Annotated in this window: 21 protein-coding genes and 4 tRNA genes; 18 read left to right on the forward strand and 7 right to left on the reverse strand. The window is 55.4% G+C overall.

Annotated features, from left to right (window positions below; genetic code table 11):
- A partial coding sequence (locus G565_RS24235) for a transposase (protein WP_037339376.1) occupies positions 1-328 on the forward strand: 328 nt, incomplete at its 5' end.
- 196 nt (positions 329-524) lie between these two features.
- Complete coding sequence (locus G565_RS0114020) at positions 525-1019, forward strand: hypothetical protein (RefSeq protein WP_028671477.1); 495 nt, start codon at positions 525-527, stop codon at positions 1017-1019.
- 32 nt (positions 1020-1051) lie between these two features.
- On the opposite strand, the gene aceK is transcribed toward G565_RS0114020, so the two are convergent.
- Positions 1052-2776 (reverse strand): bifunctional isocitrate dehydrogenase kinase/phosphatase, encoded by a 1725-nt coding sequence (gene aceK / locus G565_RS0114025; RefSeq protein WP_028671478.1) that lies wholly within the window; start codon positions 2774-2776, stop codon positions 1052-1054.
- On the reverse strand, positions 2763-3548 hold the full coding sequence (locus G565_RS0114030; RefSeq protein WP_028671479.1) for a hypothetical protein: 786 nt from the start codon (positions 3546-3548) through the stop codon (positions 2763-2765). The genes aceK and G565_RS0114030 overlap by 14 nt, the downstream gene beginning before the upstream one ends.
- 158 nt (positions 3549-3706) lie before the next feature.
- Here G565_RS0114030 and G565_RS0114035 point away from each other — a divergent pair.
- From G565_RS0114035 to fbp, 7 genes are all read left to right on the forward strand, one after another.
- Positions 3707-3782 (forward strand) — tRNA-Glu (locus tag G565_RS0114035).
- 284 nt (positions 3783-4066) lie between these two features.
- Positions 4067-4990 carry a carbohydrate kinase family protein gene (locus G565_RS0114040; RefSeq protein ID WP_028671480.1) on the forward strand — a complete coding sequence of 308 codons (924 nt, stop codon included), beginning with the start codon at positions 4067-4069 and terminating at the stop codon, positions 4988-4990.
- 175 nt (positions 4991-5165) lie between these two features.
- Entirely contained in the window at positions 5166-5876 is a 711-nt protein-coding gene (locus G565_RS0114050; RefSeq protein ID WP_028671481.1) for a DUF3581 family protein, read from the forward strand.
- A 319-nt stretch (positions 5877-6195) separates the two neighbouring features.
- Complete coding sequence (locus G565_RS24240; RefSeq protein ID WP_051207937.1) at positions 6196-7068, forward strand: hypothetical protein; 873 nt, start codon at positions 6196-6198, stop codon at positions 7066-7068.
- Complete coding sequence (locus tag G565_RS0114060) at positions 7065-7859, forward strand: HAD-IIB family hydrolase (RefSeq protein WP_028671482.1); 795 nt, start codon at positions 7065-7067, stop codon at positions 7857-7859. Before G565_RS24240 ends, G565_RS0114060 begins: the two co-directional genes overlap by 4 nt.
- A complete protein-coding gene (locus G565_RS0114065) occupies positions 7852-9072 on the forward strand; it encodes a glycosyltransferase family protein (RefSeq protein WP_028671483.1) in 1221 nt (406 codons plus the stop codon). The genes G565_RS0114060 and G565_RS0114065 overlap by 8 nt, the downstream gene beginning before the upstream one ends.
- A 219-nt stretch (positions 9073-9291) precedes the next feature.
- Complete coding sequence (gene fbp / locus G565_RS0114070) at positions 9292-10317, forward strand: class 1 fructose-bisphosphatase (RefSeq protein WP_245584187.1); 1026 nt, start codon at positions 9292-9294, stop codon at positions 10315-10317.
- Between the two features lie 167 nt (positions 10318-10484).
- On the opposite strand, the gene G565_RS0114075 is transcribed toward fbp, so the two are convergent.
- The 5 genes from G565_RS0114075 to G565_RS0114095 form a co-directional block, all read right to left on the reverse strand.
- The gene (locus G565_RS0114075) at positions 10485-11519 is read right to left on the reverse strand and encodes a polysaccharide deacetylase family protein (RefSeq protein WP_028671485.1); all 1035 of its coding nucleotides are present in this window, start codon (positions 11517-11519) and stop codon (positions 10485-10487) included.
- Positions 11516-12382 (reverse strand): sulfurtransferase, encoded by an 867-nt coding sequence (locus G565_RS0114080; protein ID WP_028671486.1) that lies wholly within the window; start codon positions 12380-12382, stop codon positions 11516-11518. Before G565_RS0114080 ends, G565_RS0114075 begins: the two co-directional genes overlap by 4 nt.
- A gap of 114 nt (positions 12383-12496) precedes the next feature.
- Positions 12497-12571, reverse strand: a tRNA-Gln gene (locus G565_RS0114085).
- A 61-nt stretch (positions 12572-12632) separates the two neighbouring features.
- Positions 12633-12707: transfer RNA gene (locus G565_RS0114090), tRNA-Gln, on the reverse strand.
- Positions 12708-12716: 9 nt separating this feature from the next.
- Positions 12717-12793: transfer RNA gene (locus tag G565_RS0114095), tRNA-Met, on the reverse strand.
- Positions 12794-13203: 410 nt separating this feature from the next.
- Between G565_RS0114095 and G565_RS0114105 the strand changes: the two genes are divergently transcribed.
- The 9 genes from G565_RS0114105 to G565_RS0114150 all read left to right on the forward strand — a co-directional run bounded on the left by G565_RS0114105 (position 13204) and on the right by G565_RS0114150 (position 23441).
- Positions 13204-13800 (forward strand): LemA family protein, encoded by a 597-nt coding sequence (locus tag G565_RS0114105; RefSeq protein WP_211227183.1) that lies wholly within the window; start codon positions 13204-13206, stop codon positions 13798-13800.
- A gap of 14 nt (positions 13801-13814) precedes the next feature.
- Positions 13815-15731 (forward strand): M48 family metallopeptidase, encoded by a 1917-nt coding sequence (locus G565_RS0114110; protein ID WP_028671488.1) that lies wholly within the window; start codon positions 13815-13817, stop codon positions 15729-15731.
- 208 nt (positions 15732-15939) lie between these two features.
- Positions 15940-16362, forward strand: a complete 423-nt coding sequence (rpsF, locus tag G565_RS0114115) for a 30S ribosomal protein S6 (RefSeq protein WP_028671489.1) — start codon at positions 15940-15942, stop codon at positions 16360-16362.
- Positions 16363-16379: 17 nt separating this feature from the next.
- The gene (gene rpsR / locus G565_RS0114120; protein WP_028671490.1) at positions 16380-16607 is read left to right on the forward strand and encodes a 30S ribosomal protein S18; all 228 of its coding nucleotides are present in this window, start codon (positions 16380-16382) and stop codon (positions 16605-16607) included.
- A gap of 25 nt (positions 16608-16632) precedes the next feature.
- Positions 16633-17487, forward strand: coding sequence for a hypothetical protein (locus G565_RS0114125; RefSeq protein WP_028671491.1), 855 nt, complete (start codon positions 16633-16635; stop codon positions 17485-17487).
- A gap of 10 nt (positions 17488-17497) precedes the next feature.
- On the forward strand, positions 17498-17947 hold the full coding sequence (rplI, locus tag G565_RS0114130; protein ID WP_028671492.1) for a 50S ribosomal protein L9: 450 nt from the start codon (positions 17498-17500) through the stop codon (positions 17945-17947).
- Positions 17948-18338: 391 nt separating this feature from the next.
- A complete protein-coding gene (gene dnaB / locus G565_RS0114135; protein ID WP_037339387.1) occupies positions 18339-19742 on the forward strand; it encodes a replicative DNA helicase in 1404 nt (467 codons plus the stop codon).
- Entirely contained in the window at positions 19739-20824 is a 1086-nt protein-coding gene (gene alr / locus G565_RS0114140; RefSeq protein ID WP_028671494.1) for an alanine racemase, read from the forward strand. The genes dnaB and alr overlap by 4 nt, the downstream gene beginning before the upstream one ends.
- A 535-nt stretch (positions 20825-21359) precedes the next feature.
- Positions 21360-23441, forward strand: a complete 2082-nt coding sequence (locus G565_RS0114150; protein WP_157600091.1) for a cyanophycinase — start codon at positions 21360-21362, stop codon at positions 23439-23441.
- Positions 23442-23806: the final 365 nt, after the last annotated feature.

A 23806-nucleotide genomic window follows, 5' to 3' on the forward strand; every position in this document is an offset into this window, starting at 1 on the left:
CAAAGTGGCACGCTCATGGGCTATCAAAGAACATTTCCGACCCTTTTGGGACTACCACAGTAAAGGTTGGGCGAAACGCTATTTTGAGAAGTGGTACAGCTGGGCTATTCGTTGCCGTTTGGAGCCCATCAAGAAAGTGGCCAGAATGCTAAAAGCGCATAAAAATGGCTTGTTGAATTACTTCGATCACCGGATCAGCAATGCCGTCGCCGAGGGATTAAACTCAAAGATTCAGACGGTAAAGTCCAACGCTCGAGGTTATCGTTCTTTCGAAGGCTTTAGAACGAGCATACTGTTTCACTGTGGGAAGCTGGATATGCTGCCATAGGGTTCCACAGAGTTTTACGAAGAGCCATCAATAGAAAGAGCATCAGTTTTTTGTACATTAGGCTGTGCCATGCTGGAAAGGTGCGTTTCATTGTGTACTGAATCTTTTCGCGTTGGCAAGGCATGTGGTCTGCCCGCTGCCTCTGATTCTGGTAAACTGGCCGGGTTTTTATCGGTTTACTGACTTGAGGATGAGCATGAAAACTCCTTTTGGAATATCACTCGGGTGTTCTGTGGCTGTGTTGATGTCGCTAATGGCAGGCTCGGCGATCGCGGAAATGGACGAGTCTGCAAGTGCGACGATCTCCCTCTCTGAAGCAGCAACGCTGCAACTGGTACCCTTGATGGATCAGACGCTGACTGAATCGGGTACAGTAACGGTTCAGCCCGGTGACGCCGGCAGCCCCCAAGGGGCTCTGAGTGAGGCGTTGCCAGGGCACTGTCTGATGTCTGTCCAGGTGACGCTCGGTGGTGAACAGATTGGGCTTGAGGCAGGCAAAATGGTGTGTGTAACGGACGACCGTCGCATTCTTGAGCTGATACCAGAGGCGACGATAGCCGGGTTGGGTGAGTGCCAGCCCTCGGGTGGAGCAGCTTGCGGTCGCTTTGTGATCAGTGTTGATCAACCGGGGACTCTGTCAATGCAGAGTGCGGGTCGACTCGCGCCCCAGCCGCGGAACGATCAAAACTGACGACTCGGGGCGCTGCCCTGTGCTGTCGGCAGTCAGGGGCGGATCAGGCGAATGTGCTCCGGATAGGGAAAAATATCAGCGACCACGCCAGCGTTCAGTTCATCCTGCACGCCACGCCAGTAATCTGCATCAAGCAGGGCGGCGTGGTAGGCAACAAAGTAGCGTTCTAGCCGGGCTTCATTGAACAGAAAGGTTGCAAACTCTTCCGGAAAAATGTCGTTCGGCGCGACGCTGTACCAGGGTTCACTGGCCAACTCGTCTTCTGGGTAGCGTGGTGGCGGAATCCGCCGGAAATGGCAATTGGTGACCCAGTCAATCTCATCGTAGTCGTAGAAAATGACCCGTCCGTGGCGTGTCACCCCGAAGTTTTTCAATAACATGTCGCCGGGGAATATATTGGCGGCGGCCAATTCTCGAATGGCTTGTCCATACTCTTTTAACACGGCTTCCTGCTGCCCTTCACGGGCCGGGTCCTCCAGATAGAGGTTCAGCGGGATCATCCGGCGCTCGATGTAACAGTGGCTAATAACCAGTTGGTTGTTTTCTATACGGATGCTGGATTCGGCTACCCGGGTCAGCTCTTGCTGAAGTTCTTCCGATACACGTTCTATCGGCAGGGCAACCTTTGAGAACTCCCAGGTATCAGCCATGCGACCAACGCGGTCGTGTTGTTTTACCCGATGATACTGGTTTTTGACATGCTGACGGGTCATGTCTTTCTGTGGGGCAAACTTGTCTTTTATGATTTTGAACACGTAGGGGTAGGAGGGCAGGGTAAACACCGTCATAACCATGCCCTTGATACCCGGTGCAATTTCGAACTGATCGTCGCTAACGGCCATGTGCTGCAGCAATTCGCGGTAAAATTGGGTTTTGCCCTGTTTGTGCAGACCTATGGACGAATAGAGCTCTGCCCGGGTTTTAGTCGGCATGAGCTTGCGCAGAAAATTAACTATGGCCATGGGGCAGCCGGTATCTACAAAGAAATAGGCCCGGGCGAAGCCGAAGACGATGGCCATGGCGTTGCTATCGAGCAATAAGGTATCGGCGTACAGAAAGCCGTCTTCATTGTTCAGAACCGGCACAATAAAGGGCAGCGTGCGGTTAGCCAGATTCAACCGGCCAATCAGGTAGCAGGCTTTGTTGCGAAAAAATGGGGTGGTGATCAGATCAATGCTGTATTTGGAGGCTGTTTTTGCCAGCTCCGGTTCCTGATCCCGAAACCGTTGAATCAGGTGGCGAACATCCCGGTGTGCGTTTTCGAACGGCAGGCCAATGTCCATGTCTCTGAGCAGCTGCAATATGGTGGCTTCCAGATTGCCATCAACGGTATAGCGGCGCACCAGGTCTTCGTCGGTTTCGTAGTGGCGCCATAGGGCGTCAGATTCGACGAATATGTATTCATTGTTGTAATAGCGTCTGTCAAACAGCCGACAAAATACCGAGTTAAAGAAGGTTTCCGCCAGGTCGGGCTGTGGGTGCTGTTTCAGTTGTTCGCTGAGTAAGTGTTTGACCCCCTGCCAGTTCTTCGGGTCCAGTCCTCCATCAAAGTCCCGCAGCGACTGAACGCACAAGTCGACCTGGGCGTCATAGAGATCAACCCGGTCTCGGTGAATGGCCTGCAGTTCCTGCCATTGGGCATTGAGATATCCCTGATGGGCTCGCTCGCAGTAGGACCGGAAAATCTGATAGTGCTGATCGAAGCCCGCGAGAATGCGCTCAGCCAGGCGAATGGATGGTGCGTCAGTCGTAGACATTCTTTTTCTTCCAGCTTTCCTGGTCATCTATCAGACCTTCCATATCGGCCGCCAGCCGCTCGGCCTGACCGCTGGATTGTACTTTGCGGTCGTCGCGCCAGGCTTCGACGATTTGTTGTAGCCGGTTCCGAAGCTCAATCTCCTCCTGTTTGAACAATTGAGCCTGGCGAGACGTCGCGATGGTATCAATGGCTTTCTGGTAGGCAACCCGTGCTTCCCGGAAGTGCTTGGTCGTCATTGCCTGATCAGCCCGGCTTTTGAAATAATCCAGCGCCGTTTCAACCAGCTTGTACTCCACCTGGCTCATTAGCTTGTCGGCGTCGGGCTTGGTCAGTCGGCCACTGTCATAGTTGCGTTTTATGAACAGAAACAGCGATTTCAGAGTCTGGCGGTGAAGGTTGGTTTCTTCGGAATTGAGGCGAGGCGCCGCCACTGAGGGCGGGTTTTTGCGCAAGCGGGCGCGTTCTTTCGCCAGCTCCTGAAAGTCCTCTTCCAGTAATTTGGCTTTGTCCGCCGACAGCGGGATTTGTGCCTTAATGTTTTGCAGCAGTGCCTGATAGATAAAGTCGCGCAATTCGGGTGACAGAAAAGAGGAGGGCAACCCTCGCAACACATTGTTCAGCTTGCGTTGCTGATTGAGCAGGTTCTGCAACAGTTCTTTATTGGCAGCACGGGCTTTGTGCCGACCCTGGGCGATGAGCATGCCGATGACCATCAGGCTGATGATGGTGACTGCGATAACACCAAGCAATGTCGTAGTAGACGCGCCCATGTGGCCTCTCATGTTCATTCAGCAGACGGCTCAACCCGGATGGTCGGCGGCTGAATGTGGGTTTATAGTCAGCAGTGTAATCTAAAAAAACGTATAAAAACAAAGATTTGCTTGACAGTATTCAGACTCGACCTTAGAGTTCCCACCGCTTTTGACGTGTCCCGTTCGTCTAGTGGCCTAGGACACCGCCCTTTCACGGCGGTAACAGGGGTTCGAGTCCCCTACGGGATACCAATTAAGCGCCACCATCTCGTTAGCCTCGGCTGCTTTGTCTGAGTATTCCCCGTCGATAGCCTTCAACAGTGTTTCCACACTGGATTATAGACTTTTTCATGCAATCCGGTTTTATCAGCCATTATACGGCCGGGCTCCTATTGTTCAGGCTCCTTATCTGCAACAGGCTTGCTGACCAATTGTGTAGCAGACCCGGGGCCAGGGTGGCTTTCCAACCGTGACAGCCCTCTGCGGAAGTGACACACTTCGAGTATTACGCAACAGCCCAAGTGAGTGAATAGTTCATGAAGCCGGTTTATGCCTTTGGTGAAGTGCTGGTCGATGCACTGCAAAACGGGACCGTGACTGAACAAGGCCTGGCCATGCCCCAGGCGGTGTTCTATCCGGGTGGTGCCCCGGCGAATGCCGCCGTTGCTGCGGCGCGCCTTGGAGCGCGCTCCTTGTTTATTGGTCAGGTTGGCCGGGACGGTTTTGGGCAGTACCTGAAAACCGCGCTGAATCATTATGGTGTCGATACCCGCTATCTGCGTTCAACCGATGCCCCTACGCCCATGGCGATGGTCACGCTCGACGATCGCGGTGAGCGCAGCTTCCAGTTCTATCGCCAGGGTACGGCGGACGTGATGCTGGCCGCTCACAAATTGCCGAACCCGGCTGAATTCGTGACCGGTGTCGTACACGCTTGTTCCAACACCCTGACTGAGCCTGGTATACGGCGGGTCCACATTGGGTTTATCGATCGATGCCGGGCCGCGGGAAATCTGATCAGCTTCGACGTCAACCTGCGCAAGAATCTGTGGCCCGATCAGACCAACTATCGCGAGCCAATACAATCGATGCTCAAGCGTGCCGATGTGATCAAAGTCAGTCGCGAAGAGTTGGTCGACCTGTGGGATGGCGATGCCGAAACCGAACTGGTTAACTGGGTGTTTGCCCATGAAGGTAAAGCTGTGTTCATTACTGATGGCGCCAACCCGGTTACCCTGATAACGCCAACGGCGCGACATCAAATGCCGGTTCCTGCGGTTAATGTGGTTGATACCACCGGAGCAGGGGACGCCTTTTCAGGTGCCATTCTGTTCAGTCTTTGCCAGAGCGAGGATCCAGATTGGGAATCAGTACTGGCATTGGCCGTCAAGTGTGGTGCCTGGGCCGTTGGTCGGGCGGGAGCCTTTCCCTCATTTCCAGCGTTCGCCGATGTTCAGTGATCCTTATTCACAGATCTTTTTGTTGAAGGCCGCTGAATCATCAGTGGCTTTGGTTGACAATGGATGATTGCGTGTCAGTGATGGTGTCTGCCAGTTCCGCCATGGTTACTGACCGGATAATCAGATCCATAACAGCACTACTGTAATCTACCGCTGCAATAAATAGGGGAGCCCTGTGTTTCTAGACGCCTTTCACACTCAGCACACCGACAATACCATCAGCATCAGTGCTGAGCAGGGCAGTGCCTTTGCCAAGGAAATCGCTGGCGATTTCAACCCCATTCACAATGTCGGGGCCAAGCGTTTTGTTGTACCAGGTGATCTGCTCTTCGCGCTGGTGTTGAATCGGTACGGTTTGAGTAAGTCCATGTCGGTCCGCTTTTCGGGTATGGTCGGGCCCGATCGCAGGCTGATACTGCCGGAAGTGGACAAGGGCACCATAGATATTGTCGATGCCGAAGGAAAAGCGTATCTGCATCTGGAGCACAGTGGCGAAACCAGCCACGACGCATCGCTCATCGAAGACCTGACGCGCAGCTATGTGGCTTTTTCCGGGCAGAATTTTCCGTTCATCATGGTGCCTTTGCTGGAAAAGCATCAGGTTATGTTCAACCCGCGCCGGCCACTGGTGATTTACGAGAGTATGGCGTTTGAACTGTCCAGCCTCGACATCAGCAAACCATCGCTCGAGCTGGCGAATACCTCACTGAATGTGAACGGTAAGCGTGGCGATGCTCTGTTTGAGTTCAACATCATGGCCGGTGGCGTGCGTGTAGGCACTGGCATCAAAAAACTCATCGTCAGTGGGTTGCAACCTTTTGATGCTGAGTTGATGGACGGTGTCATTGCTGAATTTGATCAACTGCGGGCGAGCTACGGCCGCTGAGGGCTTGCTGGCAGCGAGGCTGACTAAGGTTGGTTGGGCCACGCTGCGGTCCTCAAATAAACCCATTCTCATGAAGCTGCTGGTGTTTTGACGCCGGTTACAGCGCGTCGTTTGGCAACGGCGAGCGCCCACGCCCTTGAATGGTGCTCCATCCCGGTAAAAATGGGGCGATGCCCTCGGATTGCACTATTTTTGTGCAATCAGTGCCTCCTATCCGCCGCCAGTCCTGGCCGGTATCTTGCTGTGTCCTATCCTGAAGTGTCTCTTACGTTATTCATGTTAGGGCTTAACGCCCTAACGGCAGGACAGGATACAAATAATGGACCCGTCATTCGCAGATTTCATTCGCACAGCCGGTTTACCTCAGGCCTTGCTGTCTCACCAAAGCACTTTATATCAGCCGCTGGCCGATTGGGTGGTTGCCAACCGGTTTAGGTTGGTGGGTATTCAGGGGACTCAGGGGTCTGGTAAATCCACGCTGGCTGAGGTCTTGAAATGGCATTTGGAATTGGCCGGATTCAGAGTTGAGGTGTTGTCGATCGATGATCTGTACCTGAGTCGGGCCAATCGACAGGCGCTGGCCCAAGGCACTCATCCTTTGCTGGCTACTCGGGGTGTCCCCGGTACGCACGATGTCTCAATGGGGCGGGATATTTTTTCCTGGGTTCAGTCCGGCTCCGGTTCTCACTCGCTGCCCCGATTCGACAAAGCGCAGGATGACCGTGCGCCTCGCGTTGACTGGCACCATTGTGAGGCACCGCCTGATGTCCTCTTGTTCGAGGGATGGTGTGTTGGTCTGGCGGGGCAAGCGGAGCCCGAGCTGGAAACACCGGTGAATCAGTTGGAAGCCCGGGAAGATACCGCGGGTGACTGGCGCCGGTACGTGAATGATCAGTTGAAACAGTTTTACGAGCCCTGGTTTGCGCAGCTGGATGCCCTTGTCGTGCTTCAGGCACCGGGGTTCGAGCAAGTATTTGCCTGGCGCAAGAAGCAGGAAGAGGCTTTGCGAGCTCGCAAGCAAGGGCAGGGGGTGATGGATGAGGTGGCGTTGCGCCGGTTCATCTCTCATTACGAACGACTGACGCGCCATGCGCTGGCGACTCTGCCGGGCAAGGCGGATGTGGTGATACCGCTGGACGCCGACCAGCAACCCGGTGCGGTGCAGTGGCTTAGCCAGGGGCCAGCCCAATGACGGCCTGGATGGTGTTAACGGATCTGGACGGCACCCTGCTGGATCATGACAGTTACGACTGGCATCCGGCCGAGCCGGCTCTTCAGGCGTTGCAGACGCGGGGCATTCCCGTGATCGCTGTAACCAGCAAAACTCCTGCGGAACTGGCCTCGCTGCGACTCGAGATCCCTTACCTGGCGCCTTTGATGGCCTGTGAAAACGGGGCGGTTGTCATTGACGACCGCGCCGGGTTGCAGACCCGTGAAGTCCTCGGTGAGGCGACCGACACGTTGATTGACTGGTTTGAACACGCCTGTCGGGAAACCGGTGCCCGCTGCATCGGCTTTCATCAGGCCAGCGACCAACAAGTGGCTGAGTGGACCGGGTTGACGCTGGCAGACGCTGGCCTGGCCCGTGACCGGGAGGCTTCGTTACCCGTCTATTACCCGGCGCAGTGGCCCAATCGAACCGCTTTTATCGAGGCGGTCGAAGCTCAGGGCGGGCGAGTGCTCGAGGGCGGGCGGTTTCTGCATTTGGCAGGGCATGCCGATAAAGGCACCGCGCTGAAGTGGATGATCGACCGTCTGCACATTGAGCGTACCGTGGCGCTTGGGGATGGCGGAAATGACGATGCCATGCTCGCCCTTGCCACCATAGCGATACGAATTCCCACCGCCGGCACTGACCGGCCTGAATCCCTGACCTCCATTCAACGTGCGAGCCAACCGGGACCTGCCGGCTGGAATGAGGCGATGCTGTCGTTGATGGGTCAGGGGCTGTTCGATGGAACCCGAGGAGAACGAAATGAGTGATTTTTTCCAGAATGGCGTGATCGCCAACCTGCATAATCTGGTGGATCGTCCACTGGCGTCCATGGAAAAGGAACTGGTCGGTTTTTCCCATCAGAATCCGATGGCACTGGTATTGCCGTCTTTGTATTCCGAACTGGAACAGCCCGCGCTTGAGAACATCGTTCAGGAGCTGATACCGGTGCCGTATCTGAACGATATTGTGGTGGGGCTGGATCGGGCCAATCGCGATGAGTTCAAACACGCTCAGACCTATTTCAGCCGGCTACCCCAGCAGGTCCGAATTCTCTGGAATGACGGTCCGCGCTTACAGGCTATTGACCGCTTGCTGGCCAGCAAAGGCCTGGCCCCGGCCGAGATGGGTAAGGGGCGCAACGTCTGGTATTGCTATGGGTACATCCTGGCAGCCAACCGGGCCAAGGCAGTTGCCATGCACGACTGCGACATCAAAACCTACGATCGCAGCATGCTGGCCCGGCTGATCTACCCGGTGGCCAACCCCGGATACCGCTACCAGTTCTGCAAGGGTTACTACGCTCGCATTGCCGATAACAAGATGAACGGACGCGTCTGCAGGCTGCTGGTGTCACCTTTGATTCGAGCGCTGAAGATGGTTAAGGGTGAAAACGAGTTTCTCGAGTACATGAGTTCCTTCCGCTACGCCTTGTCCGGTGAGTTCAGCTTGCGAACCGATGTGCTGCGAAACATCCGAATCCCGAGTGACTGGGGCCTTGAGGTAGGCGTGCTGGCTGAGTTGCACCGCAACTACAGCCCGCGAAGCATCTGCCAGGTGAACGTGGCCGATGTTTATGATCACAAACACCAGCCGCTAAGCCCCGAAGACGCGCGCCAGGGTCTGTCAAAAATGTCCCGGGATATCAGTAAGGCGTTTTTTCGCAAGCTGGCGACTCAGGGGCAGGTGTTTACCGAAGAGCACTTTCGTACCATCAAGGCCACTTACTACCGGGTCGCTCTCGACTACATTGAGACTTACTACAACGATGCGGTCTTCAATGGCTTGACACTCGATCGCCACGCCGAAGAGGAAGCCGTGGAGCTGTTTGCACGCAATGTGATGTCAGCAGGTCAGGAGTTTCTGGAGAACCCGATGGCAACGCCCTTTATGCCCAGTTGGAGCCGGGTACAGTCGGCCATTCCCGACATTCTCGAGCAAATTTTCGATGCGGTGGAACTCGATAATCAGGAAATGGGCTAAGACAGGGCTCGCCACCGGGCGCTGTACGATCAATAATACCCACCTGAGCGACGTCATGTTGCTCAACCCGAGCCTGCCAGGCCGCTGAGATTTACCCGGTTTCTTCGGCCTGTCCGCTCACCTAATAATGAGGTCGCCCCAGAGGCGACCCGATAAGCAATAAACCATCAACCTGATAATCAACCCGACTATTAACCCAAATAACACCAGGGAAGCACCATGAAACCGCACTTTATGCAAACGCTGGGCGAGTTTATCGTCGCCAATCAGAAAGACTACCCCAACGCCTCGGGCGAGTTCTCCGCCTTGTTTTCCGCCATTCGACTGGCCGCAAAAGTCATACACCGCGAAATCAACAAGGCGGGCCTGGCTGATCTTGCCGGTTTGGCCGGGGGCGACAATATTCAGGGCGAAGCACAACGCAAGCTGGATGTGCTGGCCAACGACACCTTCAAGGCGGCGCTGGCGGCACGCGGCGTGGTATGTGGCATTGCCTCTGAAGAGGAAGATCACTACATCCTGCTCGATGATGGCCTTAACACTGACAGCAAGTACATTGTGTTGATGGACCCTTTGGATGGATCGTCCAATATCGATGTGAACGTATCGGTCGGTACGATTTTTTCGGTTTACAAACGTCGATCGCCGGTAGGAACCAAGGTCACCGACGCAGACTTCTACCAGCGCGGGAATGAGCAGGTAGCCGCCGGCTATGTGATTTACGGCTCGTCCACGATGATGGTTTACACCACCGGCCAGGGGGTAAACGGGTTTACCTTTGATCCGACCCTGGGTGTGTTCTCTTTGTCGCATCCGGATATGAAGACCCCGGAGCTGGGTCAGATTTATTCGGTCAACGAAGGCAACTACGTACATTTCCCGGATGGGGTAAAGCGTTACATCAAGTACTGTCAGGTGGAAGACGCGGCGACATCGCGCCCCTATACCAGCCGCTATATTGGTTCACTGGTGTCTGATATTCACCGCAACCTGATCTATGGGGGGATTTTCCTGTACCCGTCTTCATCGCCTTACCCGGAGGGCAAGTTGCGCTTGTTGTATGAGTGCAACCCCATCGCTTTTCTCGTTGAGCAGGCAGGTGGTCGTGCGATCAGTGGCTCAGGCCAGCGGATTATGGATATTCAGCCTGAATCGCTTCATGAACGAGTACCTTTCTTTGCCGGTTCCCGACGCATGATAGAAGATCTGGAAGTGTGCCTGGATGAGTTTGGTGGAAAAGGCTGATTGGGCAGCAACCGGACGCGCAATGCGTCCGGTTGCTGCTATGCGGTGATAAAAACCCGGGGACCAGACCCCCTGTTGCCTGGTATTTTAGTCACAGGCCTGCTCGGCAACCTACGGGCAGGCGATGGATGAATGCCCGTGTGTGTCGCGACTGCGACAATCGGTCACTACCGGTCAGTCTGCACCAGCCAGGGTTGCGAGAACCAGTAGAAAAAAGCCCCGCTGCGTGCCTGTGACGTGCAATTGAACCGGTGACGTCCGTCACTCAGTGCCTCCGGTGCGGTAACCTTGAACCGGGCCTCACCCAGCCATTCAGCATCAACCCAGCTGCTGTCGACAAAACAGTTGAGTGCCTGACCCATGTCGGACGGGTCGGTCAGCTCGACGGTCACACTGGGGCGGGTTTCAGGCGTCAGCATATCGGGCAGAGCGGTCTGGTTCACAGGCATTGGGCGGCTGTTGAGCTTGGTGATCAGTGTTTCGGGGTTGGCATAGACACCGGCGGCTGCAAAGCGCGGTAGCGCCCCCCAGTCGCTGTCGGCGCGTATGCCGCCTGAATGTTGTGCAAAGGCAACATAGCCTTCATCCCGCAGGGCTTGTTTGAGCGTCTCGTTGTATTCACCGTAAGGATAGGCGAACCAGCGCGGAACGTCGGCGCCCAGTTCGTCAGTCAGTCGTTGCTGGGCATGATTGACGTTGTCGACCATAGCTTGCAGCCAGGCGTCATCGAGCGGCGAATGCCGGACCATGTAGTCGTGGTCGCGACTGTGGTTGGTCACGGTGGCGCCCCAGTCCTGTAAGTCTCTGAGCTGATCCCAACTCATCATGTTCTGAAAGTTCTGGTCGATCGGATCGGTGGCCGCAAAGACGGTAAAGGGCGCCTCAAATTCCCTGAGCAACGGGAAGGCGTTGGTATGGATGTTTTCATAAGCATCATCAAAGGTGATGGCCACGGCCTTCTCGGGCAGTTCAATGCTTGTATCGCCGCGCAGTGCTGCCACTGCGTCGGTCAGGGATACAACCGTAAAGTCGTTGTCACGCAATAGCTGCAGGTGTTCCCGAAAGCCCGCAGGGCTGATGGTGGTGCTGGCCGGAGTGTCGTTGGCGACATGGTGATAGACCAGAATATTGACGCTATCGGCAGCGTGTACGGTGATGCTGAGCAGCAGCGCACCCAGACTCAGAATCAGGCGCTTGGTCATAAAATAGGCTCCTTGGGTGGAATGGTTTCGATGGGGCGTAGTGGGTCAGTGATCCACTCGCTCCAGGATCCGGCATAAAGACGGGGTTGCGGATAACCGGCCAACGTCAGGGCCAGAATGTTATGGCAGGCGGTCACGCCGGAACCGCAATAACTCACCAGGTGCGGGCTGTTGCCCACGCGATCAAACCGTTTGGCGAGGGCCTCGGGCGCCAGAAAATGACCGCTGGCATCAAGGTTGCCGCTAAAATCAGCGCAAAGGGCACCGGGAATGTGACCGGCTTTGGCGTCCATCGGTTCCTCTTCGCCCAGAAAGCGTGGCAGGGCCCTGGCATCCAGTAGCGTCAGGTCAGGCTGCGCTTGCGCCAATTGTTTTGCGGATATCACCCAGTCGGGTGGGCAGGTAACAGTGATGTTCCCGGCGCGATGCGGGTGATGGTCGGGCCCCGTCTGCATGGGGCCGTGCCAGGCGTTCATTCCGCCATTGAGCACCTGGACCCGGGAGGCGCCCGCCCAACGTAACAACCACCAAGCACGCGCTGCGAACATGGCATTATTCTGATCGTATACGACGATGGCCGTATCGTCATTGACGCCCCAGTCACGCAAGCAGACCTGCCAGTCTTCAGGGTGGGGCAGCGGGTGACGACCGGTTTGACCGGGAATCCGTGTACCGGAAAGATCCCGATCAAGATGGCCATAGACAGCCCCGGGCAAGTGCTCCTGCTGATAGTCTTGTTCCCCGGCAGTTGGGTCGGCCAGGTTGAAGCGGCAATCGAGCAGTAACGGAGGTGTGATGTCGGGGTTGGCCAGCCAGTCTGCTAGCTGGTCGACCTCGATCAGCGGGTGGTAAGCAATCGACATGCGCCGGGTTCCTTTCATTGAACGGACTGCTGGCCACAATAACGATAATCAATGCCATAGAGAAGCGCAGGAGCTGTCATGAAAGCGTAAGAGGAGGAGGGTAACGCTGTGAAATGGCTGGGCCGGCAGGACTCGAACCTGCGAATGACGGGATCAAAACCCGTTGCCTTACCACTTGGCGACGGCCCAACAAAACGTACGGAACTGTACCGTCTACAGAGAAGATAAGATACCACTGAAGGCGGGAAGATGGCTGGGCCGGCAGGACTCGAACCTGCGAATGACGGGATCAAAACCCGTTGCCTTACCACTTGGCGACGGCCCAATAAGAAGTTGGTGGCTATGGCTGGACTTGAACCAGCGACCCCAGCATTATGAATGCTGTGCTCTAACCAGCTGAGCTACATAGCCTCCGTAACGGCTGCGTATTATGCGAATTTTTTCCAGTGTGTCAATATGAACATCTTGTTTTTTTCAAAAAATTCAAGGGGTTAGAACCTCGAATCAGTTGATCAAACCCGGTTCAGCAGCCACCGCAGAATCATTGCACTTTACCACCGTCTGCTTGCAAGCAAACAGGGCGGCGATTTTCGCAGGATTGACCAAAAAAACAAGTCACCTGTGGATACTGGTGTCGAAATGACGGCTGATGACGCGCCGTTTTGGCGATCGTGAACGAAAACGTGAACACGGTTCTACAGTTTTATGCGAAGCCTCGCTAAACTGCCAGCTGCAGCGCAATGGCAGTTGACCGGAGTGGGTTGCAGGCCAATTATTACATTACAGGTACCCGGGTGGGTGCCGTACAAAAGGAGCTAATCATGGAATCCTGGATCGGAACGGTTGTTACCTGGGGCATCCCCCTATTCATCGTCATCTTTGGTGTGGTGATCTACAACCGACTGGTGGCTTTGCGCAACCGCTTCAAAAATGCCTTCTCTCAAATAGATGTTCAGCTACAACGCCGGCACGACCTTATTCCCAATCTGGTAGAGACCGCCAAGAAGTACATGGCGCATGAACGGGAAACGCTGGAAAACGTGATTGCTGCCCGCAATCAGGCGGTCGCGGCGCAGAAAACAGCGGCTGCGGACCCAACCAACGGCCCCATGGTAGACATGCTGAGCAAGGCTGAAGGCATGTTGTCCGGAGCGCTGGGGCGTTTGTTTGCCGTCTCCGAAGCCTACCCGGACCTCAAAGCCGATGGCACCATGCGGGATTTGATGGAGAGTCTGGAGTCGACTGAAAACAAGGTGGCCTTTTCCCGTCAGGCGTATAACGATGCGGTTATGAACTATCAGACTTATAAGGAATCTTTTCCCAATAACGTATTGGCCGGCGTCACCGGGTTCAAAGATGCCGCCTTGTTCGAGCTTGAAAACCCCGAGGCACGCGAGGCACCCCAGGTACAATTCTGAGCGGATACTGACGCATGGATTTTTTTGATCATCAGGATCAGGCCCGGCGCAAGACCGGTCAGCTAGTGTTTGCGTTTGTCTTGGGTGTACTGGTCACCGCGGTGCTGGTCAATTTGCTGGGCTTTGGTATCTGGCTGCTGCTTCAGGGTTACAGCGGTTCGGGCTGGTCCGGAAGCCTGTGGACAATGCTGCAAGACTGGCTGTTCAGTCCTTTTGCCTGGCAATTGGCTCTGGGCACCTTATTGGTCATCGGCGCTGGTTCGCTGGCTGCCTACTGGCAGCTGAGGCAGGGCGGCGGCGAGGTAGTGGCACGCTGGTCTGGTGCGCGACCGGTCGACTATGAGCAAAACGGGCCAGCGGTTCAGCAGTTTATTAATGTTAGCGAGGAAATGGCCATCGCGGCCGGTACACCGGTCCCCAGCCTGTATGTGATGGAGCATGAAGGCGCGATTAACGCTTTTGTTGCAGGCTACCTTGCTGATCAGGCCGTGCTGGTGGTCTCACGTGGCGCACTGGATACATTGAGCCGGGATGAGCTGCAGGGAGTGATTGGCCACGAATTCAGCCACATTCTCAATGGGGACATGCGCCTTAATATCCGCCTGATGGCGGTGCTGGCCGGCCTGGTCCAGATCGGCCAGGCAGGCCGCTGGATGTGGGGCTTTATGCGGGTCGGCTACCGGTCAAGTCGCCGGGGTCGATCCGATGCCGCATTAGCCATACTGGGTTTGGCGCTTATGGTGGTCGGCTATGTGGGGGTGCTGACGGCGCGGGTGATCAAGGCGGGGGTATCCCGCCAGCGTGAGTACCTGGCTGATGCGAGTTCCGTGCAGTTTACCCGCAACCCGGACGGCATTGCCGGGGCGCTCTACAAAATTCGCGAACACGCGCAAGGCAGCCAGTTACTGCATCGCCATGCTGAAGACATGTCGCATTTCTGTTTTGGTGAGAGTGTGGCGTTGTCCAGCATGATGGCAACGCATCCGCCTCTGGGTGATCGAATTCGTCGGGTCAACCCGAGCTTTATGGCGCGCGCCCGGCATCGTGGCCGGGCCAGTGAGCCGGCAGATAGTGCGGTAGCCCGAACTGCACCGGATGCGTTCGATCAGGTTATGGGTGTAGCAACACTGGGCGCTCTGGCGGGTACGGTGCGTCCTGATCATATCGAGTATGCCCGCCAGTTGTATAAGAACATTCCGGAGCAAGTGCGTCATTCAGTGCATCAGTCGGCCGGAGCCCGGGCTTTTTGTTACAGTCAGATTATGCTGGCGAGCCCCGGCCATGAACAGGCATTGCTTAACCTGATCAAACAGGAAGATGCCCCTGTTGTTGATGTTTTGCGTCGATTCTGGTCGTTCTATCAAAAGCTTGACGTTCAATTGCGCTTGCCGCTGCTCGATATGGCCATTCCTGTCCTCAAGCGTCTGAGCGAGCGGGAGCGACTGGTATTTCTGGACCGCTTGGATCGGATGGCCAATCTGGACGAGACGCTGGCTTTGCGTGAGTGGGTGTTGTTGGCACAGGTTCGCCATCATCTATCGGAGCGTGGGGCGCCCTGGTCGCAACACACCCGTCCGTTTAAGGAATGCACTCATGATCTGCAGGTTGTGTTGTCAGCCCTGGTGCATATAAACCGTCAGCCGTTGCTGGCCAGGGCCGCTTACGAGCAGGCAATGCAACCCTTTGACGTGGCTGACAAGTCTCTGCTGGAGCCCGAAAAGGCGGGCTTTGCAGCCGTAACGGGCGCTTTGGAGCACCTGGGTGAGATAGCCTACTTTTGGCGGAGGGCTGTGTTGCAGGCGTGTATCGATGTAGTCCGCGCCGATGGTGCCCTCGCACAGCAGGAGTACGAGTTGGTGCGTACGGTGGCTGACTGTCTGGGCTGTCCCATGCCCCCAATGGTCGAGCATGAGTGGCGTCCGGGCGGTTGAAGTACCGTGTTTTTCTTGATTCTGCCGCCAGCATTCTATACTATCCGCGCCCTTCCAGCCTGTCTCAGGCCGGGAGGTTTGTGCCTTTTGTATGGTCAGCGCCGGGCGGTAACACGTTTTGGAACGGGCCATAACCAGGGCTGAAGAGTCACTCCTTACCTTACTGCGGCCGCACCGCAGGAGGTTGCCAAAACCGCAAGGAGATTTTATGCGTCATTATGAAATCGTTCTGCTGGTCCATCCTGACCAGTCAGAGCAAGTACCGGCCATGATCGAGCGTTACACCTCTGTTGTAACCGAGAAAGGTGGCAAGGTACATCGCCATGAAGATTGGGGCCGTCGTCAACTGGCTTACCCGATCCTCAATGCTCACAAGGCTCACTATGTTCTGCTGAACATCGAGGCTGACAACGACACCGTCGAAGATCTGAAGAGCACTTTCCGGTTTAACGACGCCATCATCCGTAACATGATCATGCGTCGCAAAGATGCCGATACTGAAGCGTCCCCGATGATGAAGAGCGTCGAAGCCAAGAAGGCAAAAGATGAAGCTCAGGCAGCCGTTGCTCGCAACCGTGCTGAAGAAACTGAGTCTGAGCCTGAAAACGACGAAGAGTCTGAAGAAGCCTAATAACGAGGAGCATTCACATGGCACGTTTTTTCCGCCGCCGCAAATTCTGCCGGTTTACTGCAGAAGGCATCAAAGAAATCGATTACAAAGATGTAGATCTGTTGAAGGGCTACGTTACTGAAACCGGCAAGATCGTACCTAGCCGGATCACCGGTACCCGTGCACGTTACCAGCGCCAGTTGTCTTCGGCCATCAAGCGTGCTCGCTACCTTGCCTTGCTGCCCTACACCGACAGTCATCAATAAGTCGGTCTAGAGGGAGGACCCGGGCATGATGGGCTTGGCTCGCTTTGCGATGAAAAGCCAACTGAACGCTGGGGTTCTTGCTGCAGGTTTTGCTGCGCTGCCGTTGCTATATGCACTCGGCGCGGCCCTGGTGGCACTGGTTACGCTCCGGCGTGGCGCCACCGAAGGCACCAAGGTGCTGTTGTGGAGTTTGGCAGGGGGGCTTATTTCCTGGCAATGGACCGGAATGGTTCTGCCTCTGCTGGTATTGCCGGTCACCGCGCTGTTGGCGATGGTGATGCGATCGGTGCAGAACTGGCCGGTGCTTTTGTCGGTTGCAGCCCTGATGGGTATTGCGCTGGCATTAGCCGCCCAGGGCTTGCTTAACGATCGTTTTGAAGCGGTGATTACCCAGGTACAACTGGGGGTTGCCGGTACCGATACCACTCAGCCTTTATGGCAGATGCTGGAGTCGGTGAAGCCCAACGCGGCTTTTCTGGTGATGACCGTAGAACTCCTTGAAGCGCTGTTGTGTTTGGTGTTGGCGCGTTACTGGCAAGCCGGGTTGTATAACCCGGGTGGGTTTCGACAGGAATTCCACACGCTGAGAATCAGCGGCCGCTTGTTGATAGCGCTGGTGTTACTGGCTGGCCTGGCTTACGCAGTGAAGCCTGCAGCCATGCTGTTGTTGCTGTTGCCCTTGTTATTCGCCGGTGTGGCGTTGGTGCATGGGGTAATCGCGAAAACGAATATGGGTGGGCAGTGGTTGATCGCATTTTATGTCGGTGGCCTGCTGCTCAATCAGTTCATTTTACCATTACTGGTGCTGGGTGCTGTTGTAGACGGCGTGTTCGATATACGAACACGACTACGCAAAGCTCCGGACCGGAATGACGAATGAGGTAAGCGAGATGGAAGTTATCCTGCTTGAGAAAGTTGGCAAGATGGGTGTTCTGGGCGACACCGTTAACGTAAAAAACGGTTACGCACGTAACTACCTGGTCCCGCAAGGCAAGGCTGTTCCTGCCAGCAAGGACAACGTTAAAGTATTTGAAGAGCGTCGTGCCGAGCTCGAAAAGGCGGAAGCCGAAAAACTGGCCGCTGCTCACGAGCGTGCCGAGAAGTTGGCTGAAATCGAACTGACCGTTCAAGCGAACGCCGGTGACGAAGGCAAACTGTTCGGTTCGATCGGTCCGCGCGATGTGGCTGATCTGGTCGCAGCTGCTGGCGTTGAAATCAGCAAAGCTGAAGTCAAAATGCCTGCTGGTCCGATCCGTAACACCGGTGAGTTCAACATCACCATCCAGGTTCATCCGGATGTTGAAGCCTCGGTTCACATCATCGTGGTACCGGAAGCCTGATTTAGCCGTCATTCACGGCTGATACGGTTCTGACACAGAACGGGAGACAGGAGCGCACTTGGTGCGCCCCCTGCCTCCCGTTTTTTTGTGCCCGGAATTCGTGTCAGGCACTGGGTATGCTCTGTGCCAGGAGCCCGTGTCATGCACCGGGTAACCCTATCTGGGGTCGGGCGGGATGCCGCCCACTCAACCAATCCCTGGGGCCTAGACCGCAGCATCCATGCTGCGGACTTCCCCAGATAGGGTTACCCGGCACCTGACACTCGGTTGGGTGCCAATTCCGGAGCAAGACACCATCCCCTGGCACCTCCGGCTCTCCCAATTAGTGACTCAAACCGATACCATAGTCGGCCCTGTTCTCTGTGCTGAAGGTCCCGATGAGTTACGCGCTATGACCGATACCCTCGAAGACGATCTGTTTTCCCACAACGACGAGTTGGCCGGACTCAAGGTGCCGCCGCACTCGCTGGAGGCGGAGCAGTCGGTGCTGGGTGCGCTGATGATCGATAATAGCCAGTGGGATAACGTCGCTGAGATCCTGTTGCCCGACGATTTCTACCGCAATGAGCACCGGCAGGTGTATCGGATGATGATCCGGCTGGCAGAGCAGACTCAGCCGCTCGACGTTATTACCCTGGGTGAGGCACTCGATAACGAGAAGCAGCTCGATGCCGTTGGCGGTATGGAGTACCTGAACGATCTGGCTGAGAACACGCCCTCGATTGGTAACCTGGTTGCCTACGCCAAAATTGTTCAGGAGCGGTCGGTCCTGCGGCGGTTGATTGCCGTTGCCAATGACATCGCCAGCAAAGCCTATGACCCCCGGGGTATGGACGCAGAGTCCATACTGGACGACGCCGAGCGACAGGTTTTTCAGATTGCCGAGGAGAGGGCTGATCAGGATGGTGGCCTGGTTCACGTCAACCCATTGGTCGACAGGGCCATTCAGCGTATTGATGAACTGTTCCACTCCGACAGCGACATCACCGGTGTGTCTACAGGCTTTACCGACCTCGATAAGATGACCACCGGTATGCAAGCCGGGGATCTGATGATCCTTGCGGCGCGCCCCTCCATGGGTAAAACCACACTTGCCATGAACCTGGTTGAAGAGGCGACGCTGAACCAGGAGAAACCGGTGGTGGTGTTCAGTCTGGAAATGCCGGCAGATCAGATCATCACCCGGTCCATTGCGTCACTGGGGCGCATTGATATGGGTCGGGTGAAGACGGGCAAGCTGCATGAGGACGATTTCCCCAAGCTGACCAAGGCGGTTAACCTGCTTAAAGACCGCAAACTCTTTATTGATGATACCCCCGGTATCAGCCCGAATGAGATGCGCAGTCGGTTGCGGCGCCTGGTGCGAGAGCATGGCGACATAGGCCTGATCATGATCGATTACCTTCAGTTGATGAAGATTAAGGGCTTTACCGAAGGCCGTACTGGCGAGATTTCCGAGATTTCCCGGTCGCTGAAAGCTCTGGCTAAAGAATTTAACTGCCCCATGGTGGCACTGTCCCAGTTGAACCGAAGCCTTGAACAGCGACCCAATAAACGACCGGTGAATTCGGATCTTCGAGAATCCGGTGCGATCGAGCAGGATGCCGATATCATCATGTTCATCTACCGCGACGAGGTCTATAACGAAGACTCCAGTGACAAAGGCATCGCTGAGCTGATCATCGGTAAGCAACGAAACGGTCCTATTGGCACTTGTCGGGTCGCCTTCCTGGGGCAATACAGCCGATTCGAAAACCTGGCGCCGGAGCAATACGGCGACTGGCAAAACGAATGAGTCGCGGTACCTGTGCAACCATGGACCCCTCTGCTCTGCAATACAATTTGCAGCGGGTCAAAGCGCTGGCGCCCAAAGCCCGAATCTGGGCAGTGGTTAAAGCCGATGGCTACGGCCATGGTGCCGTTCAGGCAGCGCAAGCGCTGCATCAGGCTGATGGCTTCGCCGTCGCGTCGCTGGCAGAAGCGCAAACGCTTAGAGACGCCGGAATCGAGGCATCGATTCTATTACTGGAAGGGACGCTGGGCCCACTGCAAGCGCTGGATGCCGTGCGCCTGGGTTGCGATACGGCTGTGCACCAAACCGAACAACTGGCGGTTCTGGAGGCTATGGCCGACCGGATCGAACGTCAGGTTATCTGGTTGAAGGTCGATACCGGCATGCACCGTTTGGGCGTTAATCCGGAGCAAGTCCCTGACTTCGTTCGCCGGATTCAGGCGATTCAACCGGGTCAGGCTGTTAACCTGATGACGCATTTCGCCAGCGCAGACCAACCTGAAACCTCCTATACGGCACTGCAGATAGACCGCTTCAATCAATTGGCGCAGGCAGTGCCGGGCGTGCAGCTGTGCCTGGCGAACTCCGCCGGCGTCATGGCCTGGCCGGACAGCCATGCCGACTGGGTACGACCTGGGATCATGTTGTATGGGGCTTCACCGGGCTTTGCTAAAACCGGCCTGGAATTGGGCCTGAGGCCGGTCATGCAGCTAACCGCACCGGTGATCGCACTTCGGACTGTGCCAGCCGGAGACTGGGTCGGTTATGGTGCTCGCTGGCAAGCCAGCAGGCCAAGCCGGATAGCCACGCTCGCGATTGGCTACGGTGACGGATACCCGCGCCACGCACCGGACAACACGCCAGTCTGGTTAGGTGGGCAGCGGGTTCCTCTGGTGGGAAAGGTGTCGATGGATATGATAACGGTCGATGTGACCGACATCGCCAATGTTCAACTGGGTGACTCAGCTGAACTGTGGGGCGAACACCTCAGCGTCGATGAAGTCGCTTCACATATCGGCACGGTAGGCTATGAATTGTTAACCCGGGTGTCGCCCCGTGTAGACAAAAAATGGCCCGACGCCTGATTCAAACCCGGTTAGAATTACAGGAATGCGACCTGGTATTAATTTTTAGCGATTTCCCGGCAAAGATACTTGTCATCGACCCCCGAATAGTCCTACATTGGATGTGCTTTTTGCGCAGATAAAAAGTCATGTACAGGCAAAAAAAACGGGATGGATGTTGGTGACGCTGCAGTCCGTTCACGTTAAATGATAAAAACAAAAGCCATCAACACGAGGGTAAAGGCATACGGAAACGGTGCCGTAGTCCATTATGATGACCAATGTAAGAGGCCACTATCGGGCCTTCCCCTGCAAAGCTTTCTACCTCAGCGAGTGGTTTGACGAATAGCCACTGCCTGTCCTTTGAGTAATATCCGGCCTCCGTTTTATTCGACAGTCTGATCGTTCACGTTCCGTGAATTCGCGTGCCGTTTTCGCCTGGTTCGCGTGTGCATGACGATTGACTTAGTCGTTTGATTCACCCCGGCCTGATTCTGAATAATCCTCAATTTTTTTCGTGATGAACTCGCGCAGTTCGTCGTGGACAGGTGATTCTATGAAGTCGAAAAATACTCTTAACTCCCTGGTGCTTACGTTGGCTGCAGCCGCAGTGCTCACCGGCTGTAACGCCAGTTCGAACAATGATTCTTCCAACGATAACGATACTGATACCGAAACAGAGACGTCGATTTCCATGCGTTCACAGCTTGTCGGTGGTGCGGCCAGTGTTTGCTCGAGCGTACAGCCGGGTTACTGTGAAGACTGGGATGCCTACTGGGCAGAGCAGGGTGATCCGGATGCCACTGTTGCCGTCGCTTTGACCGAGCCGGTTGAACTGAGCCAGGTGAAAATTGATGCCCTTGTGGCCGACCCTTCCTGGGAAACGGATCCGGACTTTAAAACCGGTGTTGAGTTGATTCTGAACTATCTTCAGGATCAGCTGGGAGCGGATCTCGAATACGCAGACTGGCAAGACTTTAGAGCCGACTTCATCAACATTACAGACGTTGAAGTTCCCGGTTTACCCGAGGGTGTCGATGGCGACAGTATCTGGTTTGACAGTTCCTCAGCGCAGTACGCCACGTTTGAAGGATTGAAAAAAGCGGATCAACGCCTGAATTACACGGTTACCGCTGCCAAGTCCGCTGCGGTGAATGCCATGGTGGATGCGCTGGCAGCTGAAGTATTGTCAGACGACCAGGTTGTGATTAAGACAGTTGTTGGTGAACTGATCAGTGTCGAGACGCGCAAGCAGGATCAATTGCTTTTGGCTTTAAAAGAAACCAGCGTTGATGGTTATGAAAATGGCCTTGATCTCTGGAACGACTTGCCCGGCGTTGTTCGTTACAAGATTCTTGAGCTATTGATTGATGAGCTGGTCGATTTTGAGCGTGCCGTTGAATATGTGGGTCTGTCGGATTCTACGGATGCCGATGCAGTAGGCATCTATGAAGCCTTTGTTGAACAGGCGCGCGAAGCCAGTGGCAATGAAACCCCAACGGTGCTGGTAATGACGTCTTCGTCGGCGAACAGTTATGCTGCGGCCGATTATTACGTTGGGTTGTTTGAACAGGCCGGTGCCGATGCACAATGGTTACCATTGGATCGCGCTTATCGTCGCGCACATGATGAAGGGCGTTGCGATTGGCTCTCGGCCTACCACAGCGATTATGCATCTGCAGCGCATCTGGACATGCTCTATCCCGATTACTTCGACGCCCATATGGCCGCCTGTGATCAGGGTCTTCAGGGCGTCATTGATTCAGCAGATGGCCTGTTTATCAACGGCGGTGACCAGGTACGTACCTTTGATGCACTGGTTGCGTTTGAGGGCGACGTCCGTCACGACAGTGCTGAGCTTGAGCGCATAGTAGAGCGTCAGCAAAGCGGTCAACTGGTGATTGGCGGAACCTCAGCCGGTGCTGCAGTACAAAGTGGTGGTCAGTTGACCGTTGCCGCACCCACAAACCCCATGATTACTGCAGGCTCCGCTCACGATGCACTGGTGAATGGTTACGATGCCAGTAATCATGAAATCACCGGGGGTATGGGCTCCTTTCCCTGGGGCGTAACGGACACGCACTTCTCAGAGCGTGCCCGCGAAACCCGTTTGATTAGACTGGTTGAACAAGCCGGAGTGCGTTTTGGGTTTGGCGTGGATGAGACCACAGCATTGTCCGTTGCCGAGCATGAAGAAGACGGCAAGGTGCAGGTCGTTATGGCGGTTTCCGGGGCTGGTGGTGTCTACATTGTCGATACGGCTGATCTGGTTGCTACAGCCGACACGCCCTTTGAAGCCAGTGGCGTTATTACTCACTACCTGACGGAGGGTGATCGATTCATCTGGTATCCGGTGACAGAAACGGTCGGGATTGAGTTTGCCGACGGTGGTACGGCCCTGACGCTGGATCAGGCCCCGGCAGTCAGCCCGACAGAAGACGATGTTCTGTATGAAGATCATTACCGTGCCTGGGTTCGCAATACCCTGGTGGCGGGCGAAACCGGCGCAACAGGTACCTCTTATGAGGACGATCCTGAATACTCGCTGACGCTGACGGCCGATTCGAGGACCCGTGCCCTGCAGAAAGGTGATCAGGTTTCGTACAAGTACCTGATGTTGGACATCACACACGACTGAACGGGTTGCATACTCATTGAAAAGCCGGGATATCCCGGCTTTTTTTATGGTTCATGAAAAACAAATCCATACCCGGGTAAACTGGAAAACGACCCGGGTCGTAACGTCTATACGCCAAATGGATGATCGCTGTTCTGCGCTTTGTTCAAGACATTTGTTACAGAATCCGTATAATTCGCTGCGATTGGCTTTACTGTTGGCGATGCGGGTTAGCAAACACTCGCTTTAATCCGCCGCCATGGTGGGCTTTCAAGATTTCAGGAACCGGTCTGACCTCGACTGATGCTTGTATAAACCGATGCCGACGACGCTTTCGCGCATCGAAAAAGTGTCCAGTACCCGTTCCCAATGCTTACTTTTCTGCG

The sequence above is a fragment of the Saccharospirillum impatiens DSM 12546 genome (genome assembly GCF_000423605.1).
Taxonomy (GTDB): Bacteria; Pseudomonadota; Gammaproteobacteria; order Pseudomonadales; family Natronospirillaceae; genus Saccharospirillum; species Saccharospirillum impatiens.